At 57.7% G+C, this 17,902-nt stretch carries 18 protein-coding genes; 11 read left to right on the top strand and 7 right to left on the bottom strand.

Going from position 1 to position 17,902, the window contains the following annotated elements; all coding sequences use genetic code 11:
- Positions 1-225: 225 nt before the first annotated feature.
- Both Q1A52_RS06975 and Q1A52_RS06970 read right to left on the bottom strand, forming a co-directional pair.
- Positions 226-909 (bottom strand): ATP-binding protein, encoded by a 684-nt coding sequence (locus Q1A52_RS06975; protein WP_300012797.1) that lies wholly within the window; start codon positions 907-909, stop codon positions 226-228.
- A 126-nt stretch (positions 910-1,035) separates the two neighbouring features.
- A complete protein-coding gene (locus Q1A52_RS06970; RefSeq protein ID WP_300012794.1) occupies positions 1,036-2,571 on the bottom strand; it encodes an extracellular solute-binding protein in 1,536 nt (511 codons plus the stop codon).
- A gap of 118 nt (positions 2,572-2,689) precedes the next feature.
- On the opposite strand from Q1A52_RS06970, the gene Q1A52_RS06965 reads away from it, so the two are divergent.
- Positions 2,690-4,588 carry an ATP-binding protein gene (locus Q1A52_RS06965; protein ID WP_300012791.1) on the top strand — a complete coding sequence of 633 codons (1,899 nt, stop codon included), beginning with the start codon at positions 2,690-2,692 and terminating at the stop codon, positions 4,586-4,588.
- 24 nt (positions 4,589-4,612) lie between these two features.
- Positions 4,613-5,050 carry a response regulator gene (locus Q1A52_RS06960; RefSeq protein ID WP_300012788.1) on the top strand — a complete coding sequence of 146 codons (438 nt, stop codon included), beginning with the start codon at positions 4,613-4,615 and terminating at the stop codon, positions 5,048-5,050.
- A 161-nt stretch (positions 5,051-5,211) separates the two neighbouring features.
- On the opposite strand, the gene groL is transcribed toward Q1A52_RS06960, so the two are convergent.
- The 3 genes from groL to Q1A52_RS06945 form a co-directional block, all read right to left on the bottom strand.
- The gene (groL, locus tag Q1A52_RS06955) at positions 5,212-6,855 is read right to left on the bottom strand and encodes a chaperonin GroEL (protein WP_300012785.1); all 1,644 of its coding nucleotides are present in this window, start codon (positions 6,853-6,855) and stop codon (positions 5,212-5,214) included.
- A gap of 67 nt (positions 6,856-6,922) precedes the next feature.
- Positions 6,923-7,210 (bottom strand): co-chaperone GroES, encoded by a 288-nt coding sequence (gene groES, locus Q1A52_RS06950; protein ID WP_159980541.1) that lies wholly within the window; start codon positions 7,208-7,210, stop codon positions 6,923-6,925.
- A gap of 195 nt (positions 7,211-7,405) precedes the next feature.
- A complete protein-coding gene (locus tag Q1A52_RS06945) occupies positions 7,406-8,086 on the bottom strand; it encodes a DUF2161 domain-containing phosphodiesterase (RefSeq protein ID WP_300012782.1) in 681 nt (226 codons plus the stop codon).
- A 137-nt stretch (positions 8,087-8,223) separates the two neighbouring features.
- On the opposite strand from Q1A52_RS06945, the gene Q1A52_RS06940 reads away from it, so the two are divergent.
- The 6 genes from Q1A52_RS06940 (at position 8,224) to Q1A52_RS06915 (ending at position 13,151) form a co-directional block, all read left to right on the top strand.
- On the top strand, positions 8,224-9,144 hold the full coding sequence (locus Q1A52_RS06940; RefSeq protein ID WP_300012779.1) for a manganese-dependent inorganic pyrophosphatase: 921 nt from the start codon (positions 8,224-8,226) through the stop codon (positions 9,142-9,144).
- A 76-nt stretch (positions 9,145-9,220) separates the two neighbouring features.
- Complete coding sequence (locus tag Q1A52_RS06935) at positions 9,221-10,093, top strand: TIGR01459 family HAD-type hydrolase (RefSeq protein WP_300012776.1); 873 nt, start codon at positions 9,221-9,223, stop codon at positions 10,091-10,093.
- Positions 10,094-10,183: 90 nt separating this feature from the next.
- Positions 10,184-10,627, top strand: coding sequence for a MaoC family dehydratase (locus Q1A52_RS06930; RefSeq protein ID WP_195820077.1), 444 nt, complete (start codon positions 10,184-10,186; stop codon positions 10,625-10,627).
- A gap of 78 nt (positions 10,628-10,705) precedes the next feature.
- On the top strand, positions 10,706-11,638 hold the full coding sequence (locus Q1A52_RS06925) for a bifunctional riboflavin kinase/FAD synthetase (protein ID WP_300012773.1): 933 nt from the start codon (positions 10,706-10,708) through the stop codon (positions 11,636-11,638).
- Positions 11,635-12,105 carry a YcgN family cysteine cluster protein gene (locus Q1A52_RS06920; RefSeq protein ID WP_300012770.1) on the top strand — a complete coding sequence of 157 codons (471 nt, stop codon included), beginning with the start codon at positions 11,635-11,637 and terminating at the stop codon, positions 12,103-12,105. Before Q1A52_RS06925 ends, Q1A52_RS06920 begins: the two co-directional genes overlap by 4 nt.
- Positions 12,105-13,151 carry a low specificity L-threonine aldolase gene (locus Q1A52_RS06915; protein ID WP_300012767.1) on the top strand — a complete coding sequence of 349 codons (1,047 nt, stop codon included), beginning with the start codon at positions 12,105-12,107 and terminating at the stop codon, positions 13,149-13,151. Before Q1A52_RS06920 ends, Q1A52_RS06915 begins: the two co-directional genes overlap by 1 nt.
- Here the strand turns inward: Q1A52_RS06915 and Q1A52_RS06910 are convergent.
- Positions 13,128-13,922 carry an alpha/beta hydrolase gene (locus Q1A52_RS06910; protein WP_300012762.1) on the bottom strand — a complete coding sequence of 265 codons (795 nt, stop codon included), beginning with the start codon at positions 13,920-13,922 and terminating at the stop codon, positions 13,128-13,130. The genes Q1A52_RS06915 and Q1A52_RS06910 overlap by 24 nt on opposite strands.
- Positions 13,919-14,518, bottom strand: coding sequence for a 2-hydroxychromene-2-carboxylate isomerase (locus tag Q1A52_RS06905; protein ID WP_300012760.1), 600 nt, complete (start codon positions 14,516-14,518; stop codon positions 13,919-13,921). The genes Q1A52_RS06910 and Q1A52_RS06905 overlap by 4 nt, the downstream gene beginning before the upstream one ends.
- A 116-nt stretch (positions 14,519-14,634) precedes the next feature.
- Between Q1A52_RS06905 and Q1A52_RS06900 the strand changes: the two genes are divergently transcribed.
- From Q1A52_RS06900 to Q1A52_RS06890, 3 genes are all read left to right on the top strand, one after another.
- The gene (locus Q1A52_RS06900) at positions 14,635-15,654 is read left to right on the top strand and encodes a ribose-phosphate pyrophosphokinase (protein ID WP_300012757.1); all 1,020 of its coding nucleotides are present in this window, start codon (positions 14,635-14,637) and stop codon (positions 15,652-15,654) included.
- Between the two features lie 384 nt (positions 15,655-16,038).
- On the top strand, positions 16,039-17,217 hold the full coding sequence (locus Q1A52_RS06895; protein WP_299830436.1) for a PQQ-dependent sugar dehydrogenase: 1,179 nt from the start codon (positions 16,039-16,041) through the stop codon (positions 17,215-17,217).
- 17 nt (positions 17,218-17,234) lie between these two features.
- Complete coding sequence (locus tag Q1A52_RS06890) at positions 17,235-17,789, top strand: c-type cytochrome (protein ID WP_300014906.1); 555 nt, start codon at positions 17,235-17,237, stop codon at positions 17,787-17,789.
- Positions 17,790-17,902 lie beyond the last annotated feature (113 nt).

The following is a 17,902-nucleotide window of genomic DNA, read 5'->3' as shown; positions in this document are numbered from 1 at the left end:
ATTTGCATCAGGGGTCGGTGGGTAGCATCAATGAAAACTCTCGTGCCGACGCAAGATCTACATGTCTTGGCGGTCACAACAGCTTTGCCAGGGCGGCGGCACTCTGTTTCGGCAGGTTTCCATACAAAGGCAATCTTCAGAGCTGGAACCTGCTTGGCAAGGTGCGCTCGTCTGCAAGGATGAGGTACTTCTGACCCCGTTCGATCACCATGTCCGACTACGTTTCTAGGCCGTAAGGCGCACTTCGATGGTGGTCCCGCGACCTTCAGAATTTTCAATGAGTTTGACGTCGCCGTTGTAGTGCTGTGCAATCTTGCGTGTGACAGCCAACCCCATCCCGCTGCCTTCCACTTCATCCCGTGGACGCAGAGTTGTCATCGCGCAAAAAACCTTCTCATGATAGCCGACAGGGATACCGGGGCCGTTGTCGCGCACGGACAAAACGACATGGCCTGCATCGCGATAACAAGAGACAATGACTTTTCCGACGGTGCGGTCGTGATGTTTGATCGCGTTTGAGATAAGCGCTGTCAGCAAGGTCAGAATATCTCTGTCCCCTATTTCGATCTGATGGCAATCCAGCGCGTGCACGACAGTGAAGCCAGACGGAATGCGCATTTCTTCGAGCACTTCGTTCAGCGCGATGTTAAGATCGATCTCTTCAACCGACTGCATTCTTCCAACCCGCGAAAATGTCAGCAGATCGACAAGCATACGGTCAAGTCGACCTGTATGTCGGTTCATCAACTCGATGCTCTCTGCAACGGAGCCATCCACTTTCACGCCCGCGTCCGTCAAGTCTTCGGCGATCCACTGAGGGAGTTCGATGAGCGCGCGTACGGAATTGCGCACATCATGACTGATAAGATAAATGAAATCTTCGAAATCATTCGATGAGAGTGATGTCATCCCTGGCGCCGGTCCTGTAGTCGCGCCATACGAAGAAACATGTTGTGTCATGAGAAAGGCCCTGAGAGTTCTTGTCGCAGACAGCATAGGAAAAAGCGCTGAATACACTGTTAACGCGGTTGGATTTCAGGCCTCGTTCTTATCCCGCAGATGACGCGAAACCGCTCTCGGATACTGTTTTCGCAACTGTCGCCACCTTTCGATTTGCCCGGCGCGCCCGGCGCGACTGGTGATCATTTCCCAAAGTTGCGACGCTCTCTCCAGCGCTCTTTGCGGCGTGACATCCCCATTGAGTGCGTCAGCGAGCGCTTCGTTCAGAACGCGAAAATACTCTGCTTGCCCCACAAGATAGAGGTCGGGTATCGCTTGCCGCAAACTTGCCTTGTGCACATCCAAAAACGGTTTGGAGTAGACCTCCTGAATGACGGGATCATCGTAGTGCTCCGGTCTATTCGGGTCGAAAAAGCCCCCACTTTCACGCACCGCTCGCGTTGACATTTCCGGGCTCGACGCAAACAGCGAAAACAGATACCCAATCCGAGGCCGTGCCGAGGCGCGACTAATCACATAGCTCCAACCCCAGTTGAAATACGGGATCGGCACAACTGCGCCGCCGGGTCCGATTGCCCCGCCCGGTGTTGGGCCATAACTTAACCGGTCTTTCACGGCGGAACCTGCTTGGTTGTAGTATTTCTGTGCCCCTCCCCACCCGATATTGCAATATGACCGGCCTTCAGCGAACCGCTGCCATGTTTCGGAAAACTTTGAACTTGTGGCACTTGGGTGGAGAAACTCAGCCGACCTGATCATGTCTTCCAGAGCGGCACAGCCCTCGGCAGAGTTGATCTGCGATACCATTTCTTCCGAGAACGGCCATACACCATACGCATGGAAACGGACCCACCATTCCCAACCAAGATACTCAGGCGATCTCAGGAGCACTCCACCCCACTGATTGTCATCCGGACGGTGAAACCACTCCATCTGACGATCCAATTCCGCCCAACTGCGGGGAACCTCCAAAGCGGTACCAAAGCGATCCTCATACCTTGCCCTCTCGTCTGGGTCTTCGAGCATATCCTTGTGATAGAACATGAGATAGGCATCGCCATCCGCCTGAAAGCCATAGATCTTTTGATCAAAACTATCCCCGATACTATAAAGCGTACCTTCGCGAAATGCCCGTGGTTCATACTCGAAAACGAAGGCGTCCAGGGGCAGAAGAACATCCGATGCCACCAAATCGGCAACGCCAAAAGTTGCTGGCAGTGCAACATCAAACTGGCTCTCGCCTGCCATCACTTCCAGCGCAATCTGGGTGTTCAAGCTCTCTGATGCGATAATTCGCAGGTGAATTGCCACGCCCGTCATCTCAGTGAACATCCGCGCAATGGGTTCCAGGTTCTTCTGGGACCCGTCTGGACATAGAACAGACAGCGCGCCAGGGGTTGAGCCAACCGCATCCTTTACCGCCTCCGCGACGTGCAGATGCAGCGGCGCCCTTGGTTGTCCGATTGCACCAACGGGCAAAATGCTCGAAAGACCAATTGCCGCGCCGGATTGAATAAGAGAGCGGCGCGACAACGATGCCCCGGACGCTCTTTTTCTGCTAAACATACGCGCATTCCTCCCCGGCGATATCGGGAGATTAGTTTTGTGCACTTAAGATAAGTTTAAGCCATCCTGTTATACGTACCCGGCTGTGGAATCGCCAACGCCCCCCCTGCCCGCGAAGCGCGGCCTGTTCTCTGGAATTGTCGCCCGTTTGAGGTTGCTTCTCTTGGCGGTTGGCCTGGTCACGGTAGCGGCCTGCCTTGCAGGGTTTACGCAGCTAAGAGATATTTCTTCGGCCCACAGAGAGTTGACCCGTGGCGCGCTGCCGTTTCTGACCAAAACGCAAGCGGTAGAACGCAATCTGAACAATATGTTCATGTCGCTCGAACGTGCGAATTTTGCTGAAGACATCAATCAGTTGAATGACGCGAAAAATGTACTTCTTCAAAAGATACAGAGTTTTCGCGATCAGGTGCTTGGCGTCATCGAAGCCCATGGCCGCTCGGATTTGACGGATCGCCTAATCACCCGGTTGAAACAGCTGGAAAACTCCGCCGAGGAATTGTTCGATCAGAAAGAGATTCTTTTCACGACCGAAACCACAATTGGTGAACTCAAAAGCGATTTAGACCGCATCGGGGCCGAGGCGCGCAGGGCGCTGCAGAACCTAACTTATGAGACCACAATCGAGATTGAAAACTTGCTGAGCAAGGCACGTTCGGGGAGTACGCCGCCCGTAGATGTCATTGATCAACTGTTCTCAGATCTATTTCTGGCCTCTCTCAACCTCACCAGCCTGTCCATGGATATCGAAACTGTTATTGACCTCGCGCGGTTTGATCCCGGCGCCGAGACCTCTGGCTCGTTTCGACAGTTGCGCATGACACTGGATCGCAAACTACGGCGTGTGGCCGCCATCCTGTCGCAAGTCGTCCCCAGCCCGCAGCGCAAAGAATTGGCAGGGCTGACAATCAAGCTGAACTCAGTGCTGCTCGGGGACCAAGGTTTGATCGCCATTGGTGAGGCACGGCTGGCTCACCAAGAGAAACTGGTCGCCCTTCGAGAAGCGCGAGTGGCGCTTGGCGGAGAGATCTCGCAATTCGTGGACGTCTTGGCGGAACAATCGGCTGCCTCTGTTGCCGAAAAATCTCAACACTTAAGCACCGCGACACAGCTTTTGTCTCTTGTCCTGGCAATATCCCTGTTTTTGGCGGCCATGACCACATTGGTGGGCAATTCGATCATTATTGAAAAGCAAATCAACCGCCGAATGGGGCGCCTGGATTACGCGGTACGAGCAATTGCAGGAGGCAATCTCAATCATCCCATCGACGTGGAAGGTCAGGATGAATTGGGTGACATTGCACGCGCCCTCTCCATTTTTAAGCAAAACGCTGAGGAACTCCGGCGCTCGAATATCGATCTTGAACGTTTTGCCTATGTGGCCGCCCATGATCTGCGTTCACCACTCCGAGCTGTGTATGACCTGGCGGAGTGGACGTTGGAAGATGAGGAAAACGCGCTGTCTACAGATAGCCGGGCGTACCTCGAAATGATGCAAGTGAGAGCGAAACGGCTGGACCGCTTGCTCACCGACTTGTTGGATTACGCACGCGCCGGACAAGAAGAGGAAGGTCTCGCCAATTTGGATATGGAGAAGCTGGTCGGACAGATTTCCACTTTGCTGAACCCGCAGGAAGGGTTCAGTATCAGATACAGCGGAGACGTTAGAACAATCCGCACCCATGCCACACCGTTGACGCAAATCCTGATCAACCTGATTTCAAACGCAATAAAGCATCACGACCGGACCAGTGGGCGCATCACCGTTTCCACGGCATTTGACGGTGAACATCTTGTTGTTGAAGTCGCAGATGATGGCCCTGGCATTCCGCAGGAGTATCAGCAGCGCATTTATCAATTGTTCCAGACGCTGCGCCCGCGTGATGAAGTGGAAGGCAGCGGTTTGGGTCTCGCAATCATTCGTAAACTACTGGACCGCTACAAGACAGATATTGTGCTGGAATCGAATCCGGACAAAGAGCGCGGCGCGCGCTTCCGTTTCAGTTTCCCAGCCGAGGAATGTGTTGAACAGTCAGATCCAGCCCAAGCGAACGCGGCCTGAGAACAATTTGTACGAGGTTAGATGATGCAGGACACAACAAAAGAGGCAACGTTTCTTCTGGTCGATGACGACGTCATCAGCATTATGGCAATGAAACGCGCCTTGAAGAAACTCAAAATCGTCAACAAAACGCTGGTGGCAAAAGACGGGCAGGAAGCTCTGGATATCCTGCGCGCTGCCGCAGATGAGGGACCGGGCGGGTTGCCCCCGTTTATCGTGACACTGGATCTGAACATGCCCAGGATGAATGGATTGGAGTTTCTGGAATCTGTCCGTGCAGACCCCGCTTTGCAACGAACTGTCGTATTTGTTTTTACCACATCGGATATGCCCCGCGACATCCAATCGGCCTACAGCAAAAATGTCGCGGGTTATCTTGTAAAGGAAAACCCAAGCGAGACATTTTCGGAAGCGCTCGAGATGTTGGGGAGCTATTCCCGGATTGTCGAACTACCGACCTAAGGATCGACAGGTGTCGGTTCATGTGCGCGCAGGCGTGCCTCTCAAGACGTCCCCGCCGGTATTTTAACCGTGGGCTCCTAAAAAACCGGATACAATAGATGTGACATTAAAAAAGGCCCGCCACTACGGCGAGCCTTCTTTCTTTTGCCTGCTGGCGTAGCTTACATCATGCCGCCCATGCCGCCCATGTCGGGCATGCCGCCTGCAGGTGACGCGCCTTCTTTGGCGGGCTTGTCTGCAACCATGGCTTCTGTCGTGATAAGAAGGCCGGCGATGGACGCCGCATCCTGCAGAGCATGACGTACAACCTTCGCAGGGTCGATCACACCGAAGGCAAACAGGTCGCCATATTCTTCGGTTTGCGCGTTGAAGCCAAACTTCGCGTCGCTGCTTTCGCGGATTTTGCCCGCGACAACCGACCCGTCGACACCGGAGTTCTCAGCGATCTGACGCAGCGGTGCTTCGAGCGCCTTGCGCACGATCGTGATGCCCACGTTCTGATCGTTGTTGTCACCTGAGAGGCCTTCGAGTGTTTTACCGGCCTGAACCAGTGCCACACCGCCACCGACAACGATACCTTCCTGAACAGCGGCACGTGTCGCGTTCAGCGCATCGTCCACACGGTCTTTGCGCTCTTTCACTTCCACTTCGGTCATGCCGCCAACACGGATAACAGCAACACCGCCCGCCAGTTTGGCAACTCGTTCTTGCAGCTTCTCACGGTCATAGTCGGACGTGGTTTCTTCGATCTGCGTACGGATCTGAGCAACACGTGCTTCGATCTCTGCTTTCTCACCCGCACCATCAACGATGGTTGTTTCATCCTTGGTGATCTGAACTTTCTTGGCAGAGCCCAGCATGTCCATGGTTACGGATTCCAGCTTCATGCCCAGATCTTCTGAGATCACCTGACCGCCTGTGAGGATCGCGAGGTCCTGCAGCATCGCTTTGCGGCGATCACCGAAACCAGGTGCCTTGACGGCTGCGATTTTCAGACCCCCGCGCAGTTTGTTCACGACCAGAGTTGCTAGCGCTTCTCCTTCGACGTCTTCTGCAACGATCAGAAGCGGTTTTTGCGACTGGATCACTTGCTCCAGCAGCGGAACCATTGGCTGCAGCGAGGACAGTTTCTTCTCGTGTAGCAGCACGATGCAGTCTTCCAACTCGGTGGTCATCTTGTCTGCGTTTGTGACAAAGTATGGCGACAGATAGCCGCGGTCGAACTGCATGCCTTCGACGACGTCGGTTTCTGTTTCCAGGCCTTTGTTTTCCTCGACGGTGATCACACCCTCGTTGCCGACTTTCTGCATCGCATCCGCGATTTGCTGACCAATCTCGGATTCGCCGTTGGCAGAGATTGTACCAACCTGCGCGACTTCATCGCTGTCGGAAACAGGGCGAGACGCCGCTTTGATCGCTTCAACAACTTTCGATGTCGCCAGATCGATGCCGCGCTTGAGGTCCATCGGGTTCATACCGGCGGCGACCGATTTCATGCCTTCTTTCACGATGGCCTGAGCCAGAACAGTCGCGGTGGTCGTCCCGTCGCCTGCTTCGTCATTGGTGCGCGATGCAACTTCCTTGACCATCTGCGCGCCCATGTTTTCGAACTTGTCTTCCAGTTCGATCTCTTTGGCAACGGAAACACCGTCCTTGGTGATGCGCGGTGCGCCGAAGGATTTGTCGAGAACCACGTTGCGGCCTTTTGGACCCAGCGTGACTTTGACCGCGTCTGCAAGGATGTTCACACCCTTGAGCATACGGTTACGGGCATCGGTGTCGAATTTGACGTCCTTAGCAGCCATGTTGTTTTCTCCTCTTGAGAATATCTATTTCGAGTTCAGCGATTGAAAATCAGAGCAGCGCGGCGGCTTACTCGATGATCCCCATGATGTCGCTTTCCTTCATCATCAGCAGTTCTTCACCGTCGAGCGTGACTTCTGTGCCGGACCATTTGCCGAACAGGATCTTGTCACCGGCTTTGACGGCCATCTCGATCAGTTCGCCGCTGTCTTTGCGTGCACCGGCACCCACGGCGACAACTTCGCCCTCGGATGGTTTCTCTTTTGCACTATCGGGGATGATCAGCCCGCCAGCAGTTTTCTCTTCGCTTTCCGTGCGGCGTACCAGCACGCGGTCATGAAGCGGTTTCAATGCCATCTTTGCAGCTCCTTAAGGCTCAAAGTTTCTCCCAATTGACCCGAACGACATTGCCTTGCACCCGGGTCGTTAGCACTCAACTCATCTGAGTGCTAACGGCGCATAGCTAGGCATGTGCTGCGAGCCTGTCAACCAATCGGTTTGTGAAAATTTGCGTCTTTTGCAGGTTTCTGCCCACTGCGTCGCGGCAATCGATTATTCCGCGCCAAGCACCTTTGCGCTCTCGGCAACGGCTGCGGCGCCCGTAGGTGTCAGACCGTAAATCCCGGTCTCTACCCGTTCAAACCAGCCATAGTGATCATCGGCCATCATACGGGTGGCGCGTGGAACATCAGTCTCGCGCGCCACATCAGCCCCCTTGCTGGCCCCGACCTCATACAAGTAGAGGGCGATCTTCAAAGCATCCTGACGGTATGCAGTAACAAGGCCAGTTCGGGTCTGCCCCCCATCATTGGGATCGCCCCGCCGCCGCGCAAACTCGAGCAGCAAAGCACCTTCGCGCTTTTTGGATTTACGAGGCTGGTAAGGACCCGGATCGCAATGCACCTGAACCAATCCGTCCGACAGACGCACGGTGATCATCCCGAGCCCCAAGCGGCGCGCAAGTTTCAGATTGTCCTTGATGGCCTTGGCAAATCGCTTTCCGGTCTGGCGGGGCACCGCCAGATAGACGTCCTCCGTCAGTGATTGGCGGGCCACACATTGATGGAACAGCGACAGTGAAAACCCCAGCTTCAGCTCGACCACCAAGGGGGCCTCCCCACCGCGCACCGCCACGACATCCGCGGCCCCCACCTCGGATTTGACCACATATCCCTGTTCTTCCAAAAAGGATTTGATCGGCGGATAGAGATCGGTTTCGCGGGGCTTCGACATGCGAAAGACCTAACATCAATCGAAATCGCAGGCCAAGCGGCAAGCCACGTTAAGACCGATGCCGGCAGGGCGTGACATCACTGTCTGCGCCTCCTATAAGGCGCGCAAAATGACCCTTGAAATGCTAGGAATCTCTGATGAGCACGCTTGTTTTTGGCCATAAATCTCCAGACACGGACAGCACCGGATCCCCCATCATCTGGGCGTGGTACCTCAACCAGATCAAAGGTGTCGCCGCCAAGCCTGTGCTGCTGGGTGAGCCGAATACCGAAGCGCTTTTTATGCTGGATCGCTGGTCGCTGGACAAGCCGGAGATCATCAAGGAACTGGCGGCGGACACGCCCGTCGTGATCGTTGACACCAATAATCCGGCCGAGCTGCCCGACAACATCAACGACGCGGATATTCAGGGCATCATTGACCACCACAAGCTGGTTGGCGGGCTGGAGACAAAGGGCCCGATCGATATCCGCATTGAGCCGCTGGCCTGCACCGCGACCATCATGTGGAAGATGATCGGCAAGGACCTGGCGCAGATGCCAACGGAGATCAAAGGGGCGATGTTGTCGTGCATCCTCAGCGATACGCTTGAGTTCCGCAGCCCGACAACGACCAACGAAGACAAAGCCATCGCCTGGGAACTGGCCGAGGACCTCGGCGTCGATATCAAGGCCTACGCGGCCGAGATGTTCGCCGCGAAATCCGATGTGTCCGCCTTCTCCGAGGCGGAATTGCTGCGGATGGACAGCAAGGAATATGAAGTGGACGGCAAACAGTTCCGCGTCTCCGTGCTGGAAACCACCTCGCCGCAGATGGTGCTGGACCGCAAAGACGCGCTGATGGCCGCGATGCCCGGTGTGGCCGAAGAAGATGGCGCCGATCAGGTACTGTTGTTCGTGGTCGATATTCTGGAAGAAGAGGCGACCCTGCTGGTGCCCAACGATCTGGTGAAAACCGTGGCGGAGAAGAGCTTTGACGCTACGGTTTCCGGTGACACGGTCGTTCTGCCCGGCATCATGAGCCGCAAGAAGCAGATCATTCCCAACCTCAAGGTATAACCTCAGCGCCCGGCGTCCCCGCGCCGGGCCTTGCCGGGCCGCTGCGCCTGTCTCACACCATAGGAGCAGACCGTCCATGAACCGAATTGTCACTCACCTGAGCGAGATCTCCGCGCAATATGATGCGCTTTTCGTGGACCTCTGGGGTTGCGTGCACAACGGTGTTAACGCCCTGCCCGAGGCCGTAAGCGCCCTGCAAAGCTACCGCGCGCGGGGGGGCAAGGTCGTGCTGGTCACCAACTCGCCCCGCCCACGGGCAGGTGTGGAAAAGCAACTGATCACCTTTGGGGTGCCGGATGACAGTTGGGACACGATTGCCACGTCGGGGGACAGCGCCCGCTCTGCCATGTACCGCGGCATTGTCGGCGAGAAGGTCTGGCACATCGGCTATCCGGGCGAAGAGAAGTTTTTTGAGCCCATTGGGGTGGTCGAGGACCCGGTGGACATTCGCATGGTACCGCTGGAAGAGGCGGAGGGCATTGTTTGTACCGGTCCGCGTGATCCACTGGCCGACCCGTCGGTGATGCGCCCGGAGTTCCTCATGGCCAAGCAACGCAGGCTCAAACTGCTCTGCGCCAACCCGGATATTGTCGTCGACCGGGGCGAACAACGCGAGTGGTGTGCGGGTGCACTGGCGCAACTCTACACCGAAATGGGCGGTGAAAGCCTGTACTTCGGAAAACCGCATCCGCCGATCTACGATCTGGCGCGGCGCAGGCTTTCCGCGCTTGGCACGGATATCCCCGACAGCCGCATTCTGGCCATCGGCGACGGCGTTCTGACGGACATCGCAGGTGCCATGGGCGAAGATATCGATTCGCTCTTCATCTCTGGCGGTCTTGCAGCCACTGAGACCAAAACGGAAACCCAACCGGACCCGGAAGCGCTAACCGCTTATCTACAAAAAGAAATGTCCAATCCGACCTACACAATAGGGTATCTTCGCTGACCTATTTTTCGCTTGCTTTTCTGCAATTGCGAAGTAATTAAGTTTCAACAATTACGACGTAATGATTAGAAAATTACCGGAAGGGTCATCATGTTGGACAATTTGCCCCGCGGCACGATCTGCATCGAAGACATCGAAATGGGCATGTCGCGCTACCTGCAGAAGGTTGTGACCGACGAAGACATTGAGATGTTCGCGCAGATCTCGACAGACCGGAACCCGGTGCATCTGGATGATGACTACGCCCGCGACACGATCTTTCAGGGTCGGATCGCCCACGGGATGCTGACCGCCGGGTTGATCTCGGCGGTAATTGGCGAACAGCTCCCCGGGCACGGCACCGTCTACATGGGGCAGTCTTTGAAGTTTCTCGCGCCCGTGCGCCCCGGTGATCTCGTACATGCCGAGGTTAAGGTGATCGACATCGAGGTGTCGAAGCGCCGCGTGAAGCTGGAATGCCATTGCGAAGTGGACGGCAAGAAGGTCCTGATCGGCGAAGCCACGGTCATGGCACCCTCCCGCAAATTCGACTGATTTCTTTGCACCCGTCTGACCCGCTCGGATCGTAAGCGCGAGCTTGCGTGTCCTGCGCGTGACGGCTAGGCAAGACGGATGAAGATCATCCGAGATTACCAGTTTGTCGCTCCCGAAAACCGTGGGGCCAGTGCCGCGATTGGCAACTTTGACGGCGTGCATCTGGGGCACCAGTCGGTGATTGATCTGGCACGCAGTGCGGAGCCCGCTGCACCGTTGGGCATCGTCACTTTTGAGCCGCATCCGCGCAGTTTCTTTGCACCCGACGCGCCGCCCTTCCGGCTCATGGGCCCCGAAGCGCGCGCAAGCCGATTGGAAAAGCTCGGCGTGGAACGGCTCTATGAACTGAATTTCAACGCCGCCCTCGCGGCTCTCTCGCCGGAAGAATTCGCGCGCAAGGTCATTTCCGATGGGTTTGGTCTACGCCATGTGATCGTGGGCGCCGATTTCTGCTTTGGCAAAGGGCGTGCCGGGACGGCTGAGCATCTGCAAGCGTTTGGACAGGAAATGGGGTTCGGCGTCACCATCGCTCCCCTGATTGCGCATTCAGATCATACGGTTTCCTCCACCGCGATCCGAACGGCGCTGAGCGATGGCAATCCTCGGCTGGCGGCAAAGATGCTGGGGCACTGGCACCGGATCGAGGGGCCGGTGATCGGCGGCGAGCAGCGCGGACGGGAATTGGGATATCCGACCGCCAACATGTCGATCGACGGGCTTCACCCGCCTGCCTTCGGCGTCTATGCGGTGCTTGTGGACGTGCTCGAAGGACCGCATCAGGGCAGCTACCACGGCGTCGCCTCCATGGGCGTGCGGCCGATGTTCGGCGAAAATCGACCCAATCTGGAGACCTTCATCTTCGACTTCAAGGGGGATCTTTACGGCACCCCCCTCTCCGTCGGTCTGGTCGAGCATCTGCGCCCTGAAGAGAAGTTTGACGGTCTGGAAGCATTGATCGCCCAGATGGACGCCGACAGCGCGAAAGCGCGCAGCATATTGAGCACGCTGTGAGCGACCCGATTGACCGCAGCGGGTTGAAGGACCGGTTCTGGGAACGCAAACCAATTGCAAAGATGACCCAGAAGGAGTGGGAATCGCTTTGCGACGGCTGCGGGAAATGCTGTCTGAACAAGCTTGAGGATGAGGACAGCGGCGCGGTTGCCCTGACCCGCATTGCTTGCCGTCTGCTGGACGATTCCACCTGTCGCTGCGCCCACTATGACAACCGGCACCAGTTCGTGCCGGATTGCATCGTGCTCAAGCCCGACAATCTGGACACACATGCCTATTGGATGCCCGAAACCTGTGCCTACCGTCTGCTGTGGCAGGGTGATCCCCTGCCCGACTGGCACCCGCTGATCAGTGGCACCGCGCAATCGGTGCATGATGCGGGCGTGTCGGTTCAAGGGTGGACGTTGAGCGAGTTCGATATCCCCGAAGACGAATGGGAAGAGCATATCATAGAGGAACCTGTCTGATGTTTTTCGCTTCTGACAACGCAGGCCCCGGCCATCCGAAGGTGATGCAACGCGTCCTTGCGGCCAATGAAGGCTACGCAATGCCTTATGGGGCAGATGCGCTCATGGATGACGTGCGCACCGGTATTCGTGCAATTTTTGAGGCACCGGAGGCAGCCGTCTATCTGGTCGCAACCGGAACAGCGGCAAACGCGCTGGCATTGGCCTGCTACAGCCAGCCCTGGCAGACGGTTTTCTGCACAGACGTCGCGCATATTCAGGAAGACGAGTGCAACGCGCCCGAATTTTACAGCGGGGGCGCCAAGCTGAGCCTTGTGCCGGGCGGCGACAGGATGACCCCCGAAGCCCTGCAAGCGCGTATTGCGGCGGAAGAGGTTCGCGGCGTGCACGGACCGCAACGTGGTCCCGTCTCGATCACCCAGGTGACGGAACGCGGCAGCGTGTACACATTGGACGAATTGCGCGCCCTGACAGCCGTGGCGAAATCCTTTGATCTGCCGGTACATCTGGACGGCGCACGCTTTGCCAATGCGTTGGTTGCTCTGGGCTGTTCAGCGGCTGACATGACGTGGAAAGCCGGTGTCGATGTGGTCAGTTTCGGCGGCACCAAGAACGGCTGTCTCGGCGTGGAAGCCGTTGTCTTTTTCGAGCCGTCCAAGGCCTGGGAATTCGAGTTGAGACGCAAACGCGGCGCGCATCTTTTCTCCAAGCACCGGTATCTCTCGGCGCAGATGGTGGGCTATCTGGAAGAAGACACCTGGCTAACGGCCGCCCGGGCCGCCAATGAAAACGCCACGCGTCTGGCGCAGGGCCTCCGCGACAGGGGGGCAGAATTCCTGCACGAGCCGCAAGCCAACATGATCTTTGCCCGGTTCCCGCGGCGCATCCATCAACGGCTGCATGACGCGGGAGCGCACTACTACATCTGGGAAGGGTCGCTGGCGGGAGACGACCCGGAGGAAATGCTGGCCGCACGTCTGGTCTGCGATTGGTCGATCAGCGCAGAACAGATCGACCTTTTCCTAAGCCATTTCGACCAGCTTTAGGATTTCACCTGCCACCGCCTGCGGATGAGTAATGGGCGCCATGTGCCCGGCACCCGTGATCCAGGCCCGTCTGGCATTTGGCATCCTCGCCGCCAGACTTTTGTTGACCGCATCGATGATGTCAGCCGTCTGATCTCCCTGGATCAGCAGGGTTGGCATCGCGGCCTTAGCCAGAGCACCGGGCGCCATGATCCGGGCATTGTCCTCTATAATGGCATCGGCCTGCCTTGGCACGATGTGCATCCGGTCCGCCATATAGCGGCGCGTCCCGTCAGGAATATCGTCCCATTTCGTGCCGTCACCCCAGAACCGGTTGAAAAGCCGCGCTGCCCTCGTGGTGTCCCCCTGCGCCAGCGCGGAAAAATAGGGCGCCGCCTCGACTTCATGCGCAGCCATCGCCTCGGGTGCATCCGCCTTGGCAGTCGCAAAAAATACCGGCTCGATCAAAGTCAGACTGCGCACCAGATGCGGGTATTCAACCGCAACTCTCAACGCGACCGTTGCCCCGAAAGAATGGCCGATGACATCCACAGGATCCGAAAGATGCGCCAGTGCAGCATCTCTGCATTGCGCGTGCAAATCGCGTTGCGGGTCACAGTCGTCGCTCTTGCCATGACTGGGCAGATCAATCGCGGTGAGCGTACAATGGTCTTCCAATGCCGCACCCAAAGCACGCCAGGCGCCTGAATGCGCAAGCGTGCAATGGATCGCCAGAGCCGCTCTGCTCCCATGCCCGAACGTCCGGGCATGGGTCCTGGGCGCTGGGGTCATATCCTACCGGCGAGATGCGCGTCCAGGTCATCGATCCGGTCCTGCCCCCAGAACCGCTGACCGCTGTCCGTGATATAGAAAGGTGATCCGAAGACGCCGCGCTCAACAGCTTCTTCCAGATTGGCCGCATAGGTTTCCGCGCCCTCCAGCAACCCGCTGTCGGCAAGCGTCGGATCAAAGCCAGCCTCCTCCAGACAGGCGCGCACGACCGCGTCTTCGGCGATATCCTTGTCTTCCGCCCAGACAGCCCGGCAGATCGCGAACATCAGCTTGCCCAGATCGCCCCCTCCGGCGTTTTGCGCCGCGATGAAAGCATAGGACGACGGCGCACCGTTGGTCGGCCAATGCGCAGGCTTCAGGTTGAACGGCATGTTCAGCTTCTTGGCCTGACGCACCAGTTCCTGTGCCCGGTACTCCACACGGCTGAAATGCCGGTCCTTGGGCGACGTCCCCCCTGTCCGCGGGAACAACGCCATGATGTCAAAGGGTTTATAGGTCAGTGTTGCCCCGTGCTTTGCGACAACTTCCTCGGCCCTATTCCCGGCCAGGTAGGCATAGGGGGAGAGCGTAGAGAAAAAGAGGTTGATATGCGCCATTTTGAGGCTCCTGACAGGTGTGAGGTTCTTTGCCGATTGGTAAGGCCGTGTTAGGTGAAGTCAACATCACGAATCTGTCACAAACTTCCCCCGCTGCTCTTCAGGAAATGTTCAATATGCCCCAAGTCCAAGAACCAAAACTGATCGCTGGCAATGCCAATATGCCCTTGGCCAACGCCATCGCGCGGCGCATGTCGATGCATCGAGGCAAGCAGGTTGGATTGGTGGACGCGCGGGTCGAGCGCTTCAACGACGGCGAGATTTTCGTGGAGGTCTTCGAGAACGTGCGCGGTGAGGATATGTTCATCCTGCAGTCAACCTCGAACCCGGCCAATGACAATCTGATGGAACTGCTGATCATGGCCGATGCGCTGCGCCGGTCTTCAGCAGCGCGGGTCACCGCGGTGTTACCCTATTTCGGCTACGCCCGGCAGGACCGACGCACCAAGGCGCGCACCCCGATTACCGCCAAGCTGGTCGCCAACATGCTGGTGGGCACGGGCATTGAGCGGGTGCTGACGATGGACCTGCATGCCGCTCAGATTCAAGGATTTTTCGACATTCCAGTGGACAACCTCTATGCCTCGCCGATTTTTGCGCTGGATATCCGAACGACGTTCAAAAAGCGCATGAACGAGCTGATGATCGTCTCACCCGATGTCGGCGGTGTCGCGCGTGCGCGCGAGTTGGCAAAGCGGATCAACTCCCCCCTCGCGATTGTGGATAAACGCCGTGAGAAACCCGGAGAGGTTGCGGAAATGACAGTCATAGGTAACGTGAAGGGGAAAACCTGCCTGATCGTGGATGATATGTGTGACACGGCTGGCACGCTCTGTAAGGCGGCCGAAGTTCTGATCGAAAACGGGGCCAAGGAAGTGCACTCCTACATCACACACGGCATCATGTCCGGCCCGGCGGTGGAGCGGGTGACCAACTCAGTGATGAAATCGCTGGTCATCACGGATTCCATTGCCCCCACCGAGGCCATCCAGAAGGCTCCGAACATCCGCGTCGTGCCCACCGCGCCGGTGTTTGCCCAGGCGATCCTGAACATCTGGAGCGGCACCTCCGTCTCCTCGCTCTTCGAGGCGGAGACGCTCAGCCCGATCTACGACGGAACCTACGCGGCGGAGTAATCCGGCTGCCTTGGCACCCTCGCAGACAGTGCTATTTCAAATAATCGACACGGAATCTACTCGGGGTGCGGTGCCGGTTTCCGGCGCCTTGTAAATCCTTGTCGAAGGACTGCGCATAAATGGGCACCGATCCCCACCCTTCCTGTCCATCTGAAAGGGATCGAAGTCATCAGCTTTCCGGCCCCAAACACCTGCACGCGGCGGTTGTTGACAGAATTTGTCTTTGTTGATGTTATGGCCGGACGGCAGTCGAAAGAGGATTAAACCTACTGAGAGAGGCATCTGAAACATAAAATCTGGGAGGAATTCATGACATTGATTAATGTGGCCTTAGGTGCCGCGCTCGGCGCGGTAATCGCCGGTAACGCCGCTGCCCAGGATAACATGGACAAGTTATCCAACATGCAGCGCACCGATGCGACCTTCACAATGATCGATCAATCCGGAGATCGAGCAGAAGCACTCAGTAACATCATCCCCCATATCAACGTGCCAGATGGGTTCGAGGTGAGCCTCTATGCGGTTGTGCCGGACGCGCGTTCGATGGCGGTGGCGCCGCAAGGCACGGTGACCTTCGTGGGCACCCGCAAGGACAAGGTCTGGTCCGTAGTGGACCGTGACCGCAACCGCGTGGCGGATGAGGTCAAGGACTTCGCACCATCGATCACTTTCGACATTCCGAATGGGCCGTGCTTTTCAAAGGATGGCTTCCTCTTCATTGCCGAGCGCAACAGGGTGTTGAATTTCCCGGCAGCGGAATTCTTCTTTGAAGGGCCCGACCCTGCGGTCGCCGTTGTGGTCGCGCAGGGCGACCTGGTGCCGACAGAGGAAGAGAGCTTCAACCACACCGCGCGGGTCTGTGACGTGGGCCCGGACGGCAAGCTCTATATCTCACTGGGCCAGCCCCACAATGTGCAGCCCGCGGAGAAGGTCGAGATGTACGACAAGATCGGCATCGGCGGCATTATCCGCATCAACACTGACGGCACGGGCCGCGAGGTCTATACGCGTGGCGTGCGCAACTCCGTGGGCCAGGACTTCCACCCCGAGACGGGCGAGCTGTGGTGGACCGACAACCAGGTCGATGGCATGGGCGATGACATTCCGCCCGGTGAGTTGAACCGGCAGACCGAAGCGGGCCAGCACTTTGGCTTTCCCTGGACCAATTCGCGCGTCGAGATCATGTCCGAGAGTGAGCATCCACGTCCCGAAGGCGTCACTTTCATTGAACCGCAGCTGGAGCTGACCGCGCATGCGGCGGATCTGGGCATGAAGTTCTACGAGGGCAACAGCTTCCCCGACGCCTACCAGGGTGGTATTTTCTGGGCGCAGCACGGGTCGTGGAACCGTACCACGCCGGTGGGTGCGCGGGTGATGTTCACGGCGCTTGATCCCGAAACCGGCGATGCCGTCGAAGCGCAGGTCTTTGCGGATGGCTGGCTGAACGAGGAGACTGGAGAGTATCGCGGGCGGCCCATGGACATCGCCTTCCTGAAAGACGGCTCGATGCTGGTTTCGGACGATTTCGCGGGTGCGATCTGGCGCATCGCCTACACCCGGTGAAGCTGTTTCACATGATCATGTCCGGCGCGCTTTTGTGCGCCGGACCCTTGGCCGCCGAGATCGTGGGGGACCGCGATGCGGGCCGCAAGATCTCGGGCCAATGTCGCACCTGTCACGGCGCGGATGGGTTCGCCACGATCCCGATTGCGCCGCATATCGGCGGTGAGCCCGAGAGCTATCTGCGGGACCAACTCACCGCCTTTCGCGACGGCACGCGTGAACACGAGATGATGACCATCGTCGCCGCCAACCTCAGCGACCAGCAGATCGCCGACCTGGCGGCCTGGTACGGCGGGCACGCAGCACGGGCCGAGCTGACTGCGGACCCGGCAAATGCCCCGGCGCTTTGCGTGGCCTGTCACGGGGCGGATGGCATGCATCTGGCGGATGATGTGCCAAACCTCGCGGGCGAGACCAACATCTACATCGACACGCAGCTCAAGGCGTTTCGTGCCGGGCAGCGCACCCATGAGATCATGAGCGAGATCGCGGCCGATCTGACCAACGAGGAGATCCGCACCTACGCGGATTGGTATGCGGCGGTAAAACTTTACATCGACACGGTCGAATAGCGCCTCACCGCCACGCCCGCCACAGTCAAACCACTCAGGGTTCAGCGCCGGCCGCGCCCGTCTGAACGTGCCCACCGCCCTGTTCTATGGCCCGCTCGGCGCTCCATCTCGGC

Source organism: uncultured Roseobacter sp. (assembly GCF_947488185.1).
Taxonomy (GTDB): domain Bacteria; phylum Pseudomonadota; class Alphaproteobacteria; order Rhodobacterales; family Rhodobacteraceae; genus Roseobacter.
This window is presented reverse-complemented; position numbering and strand designations above follow the sequence as displayed.

Coding starts and splice junctions, on each gene's coding strand:
- Q1A52_RS06975 (WP_300012797.1), bottom strand. CDS start 909: ATGACATCACTCTCATCGAATGATTTCGAAGATTTCATTTATCTTATC.
- Q1A52_RS06960 (WP_300012788.1), top strand. CDS start 4,613: ATGCAGGACACAACAAAAGAGGCAACGTTTCTTCTGGTCGATGACGAC.
- groL (WP_300012785.1), bottom strand. CDS start 6,855: ATGGCTGCTAAGGACGTCAAATTCGACACCGATGCCCGTAACCGTATG.
- groES (WP_159980541.1), bottom strand. CDS start 7,210: ATGGCATTGAAACCGCTTCATGACCGCGTGCTGGTACGCCGCACGGAA.
- Q1A52_RS06945 (WP_300012782.1), bottom strand. CDS start 8,086: ATGTCGAAGCCCCGCGAAACCGATCTCTATCCGCCGATCAAATCCTTT.
- Q1A52_RS06940 (WP_300012779.1), top strand. CDS start 8,224: ATGAGCACGCTTGTTTTTGGCCATAAATCTCCAGACACGGACAGCACC.
- Q1A52_RS06935 (WP_300012776.1), top strand. CDS start 9,221: ATGAACCGAATTGTCACTCACCTGAGCGAGATCTCCGCGCAATATGAT.
- Q1A52_RS06930 (WP_195820077.1), top strand. CDS start 10,184: ATGTTGGACAATTTGCCCCGCGGCACGATCTGCATCGAAGACATCGAA.
- Q1A52_RS06925 (WP_300012773.1), top strand. CDS start 10,706: ATGAAGATCATCCGAGATTACCAGTTTGTCGCTCCCGAAAACCGTGGG.
- Q1A52_RS06915 (WP_300012767.1), top strand. CDS start 12,105: ATGTTTTTCGCTTCTGACAACGCAGGCCCCGGCCATCCGAAGGTGATG.
- Q1A52_RS06910 (WP_300012762.1), bottom strand. CDS start 13,922: ATGACCCCAGCGCCCAGGACCCATGCCCGGACGTTCGGGCATGGGAGC.
- Q1A52_RS06905 (WP_300012760.1), bottom strand. CDS start 14,518: ATGGCGCATATCAACCTCTTTTTCTCTACGCTCTCCCCCTATGCCTAC.
- Q1A52_RS06900 (WP_300012757.1), top strand. CDS start 14,635: ATGCCCCAAGTCCAAGAACCAAAACTGATCGCTGGCAATGCCAATATG.
- Q1A52_RS06895 (WP_299830436.1), top strand. CDS start 16,039: ATGGACAAGTTATCCAACATGCAGCGCACCGATGCGACCTTCACAATG.
- Q1A52_RS06890 (WP_300014906.1), top strand. CDS start 17,235: ATGTCCGGCGCGCTTTTGTGCGCCGGACCCTTGGCCGCCGAGATCGTG.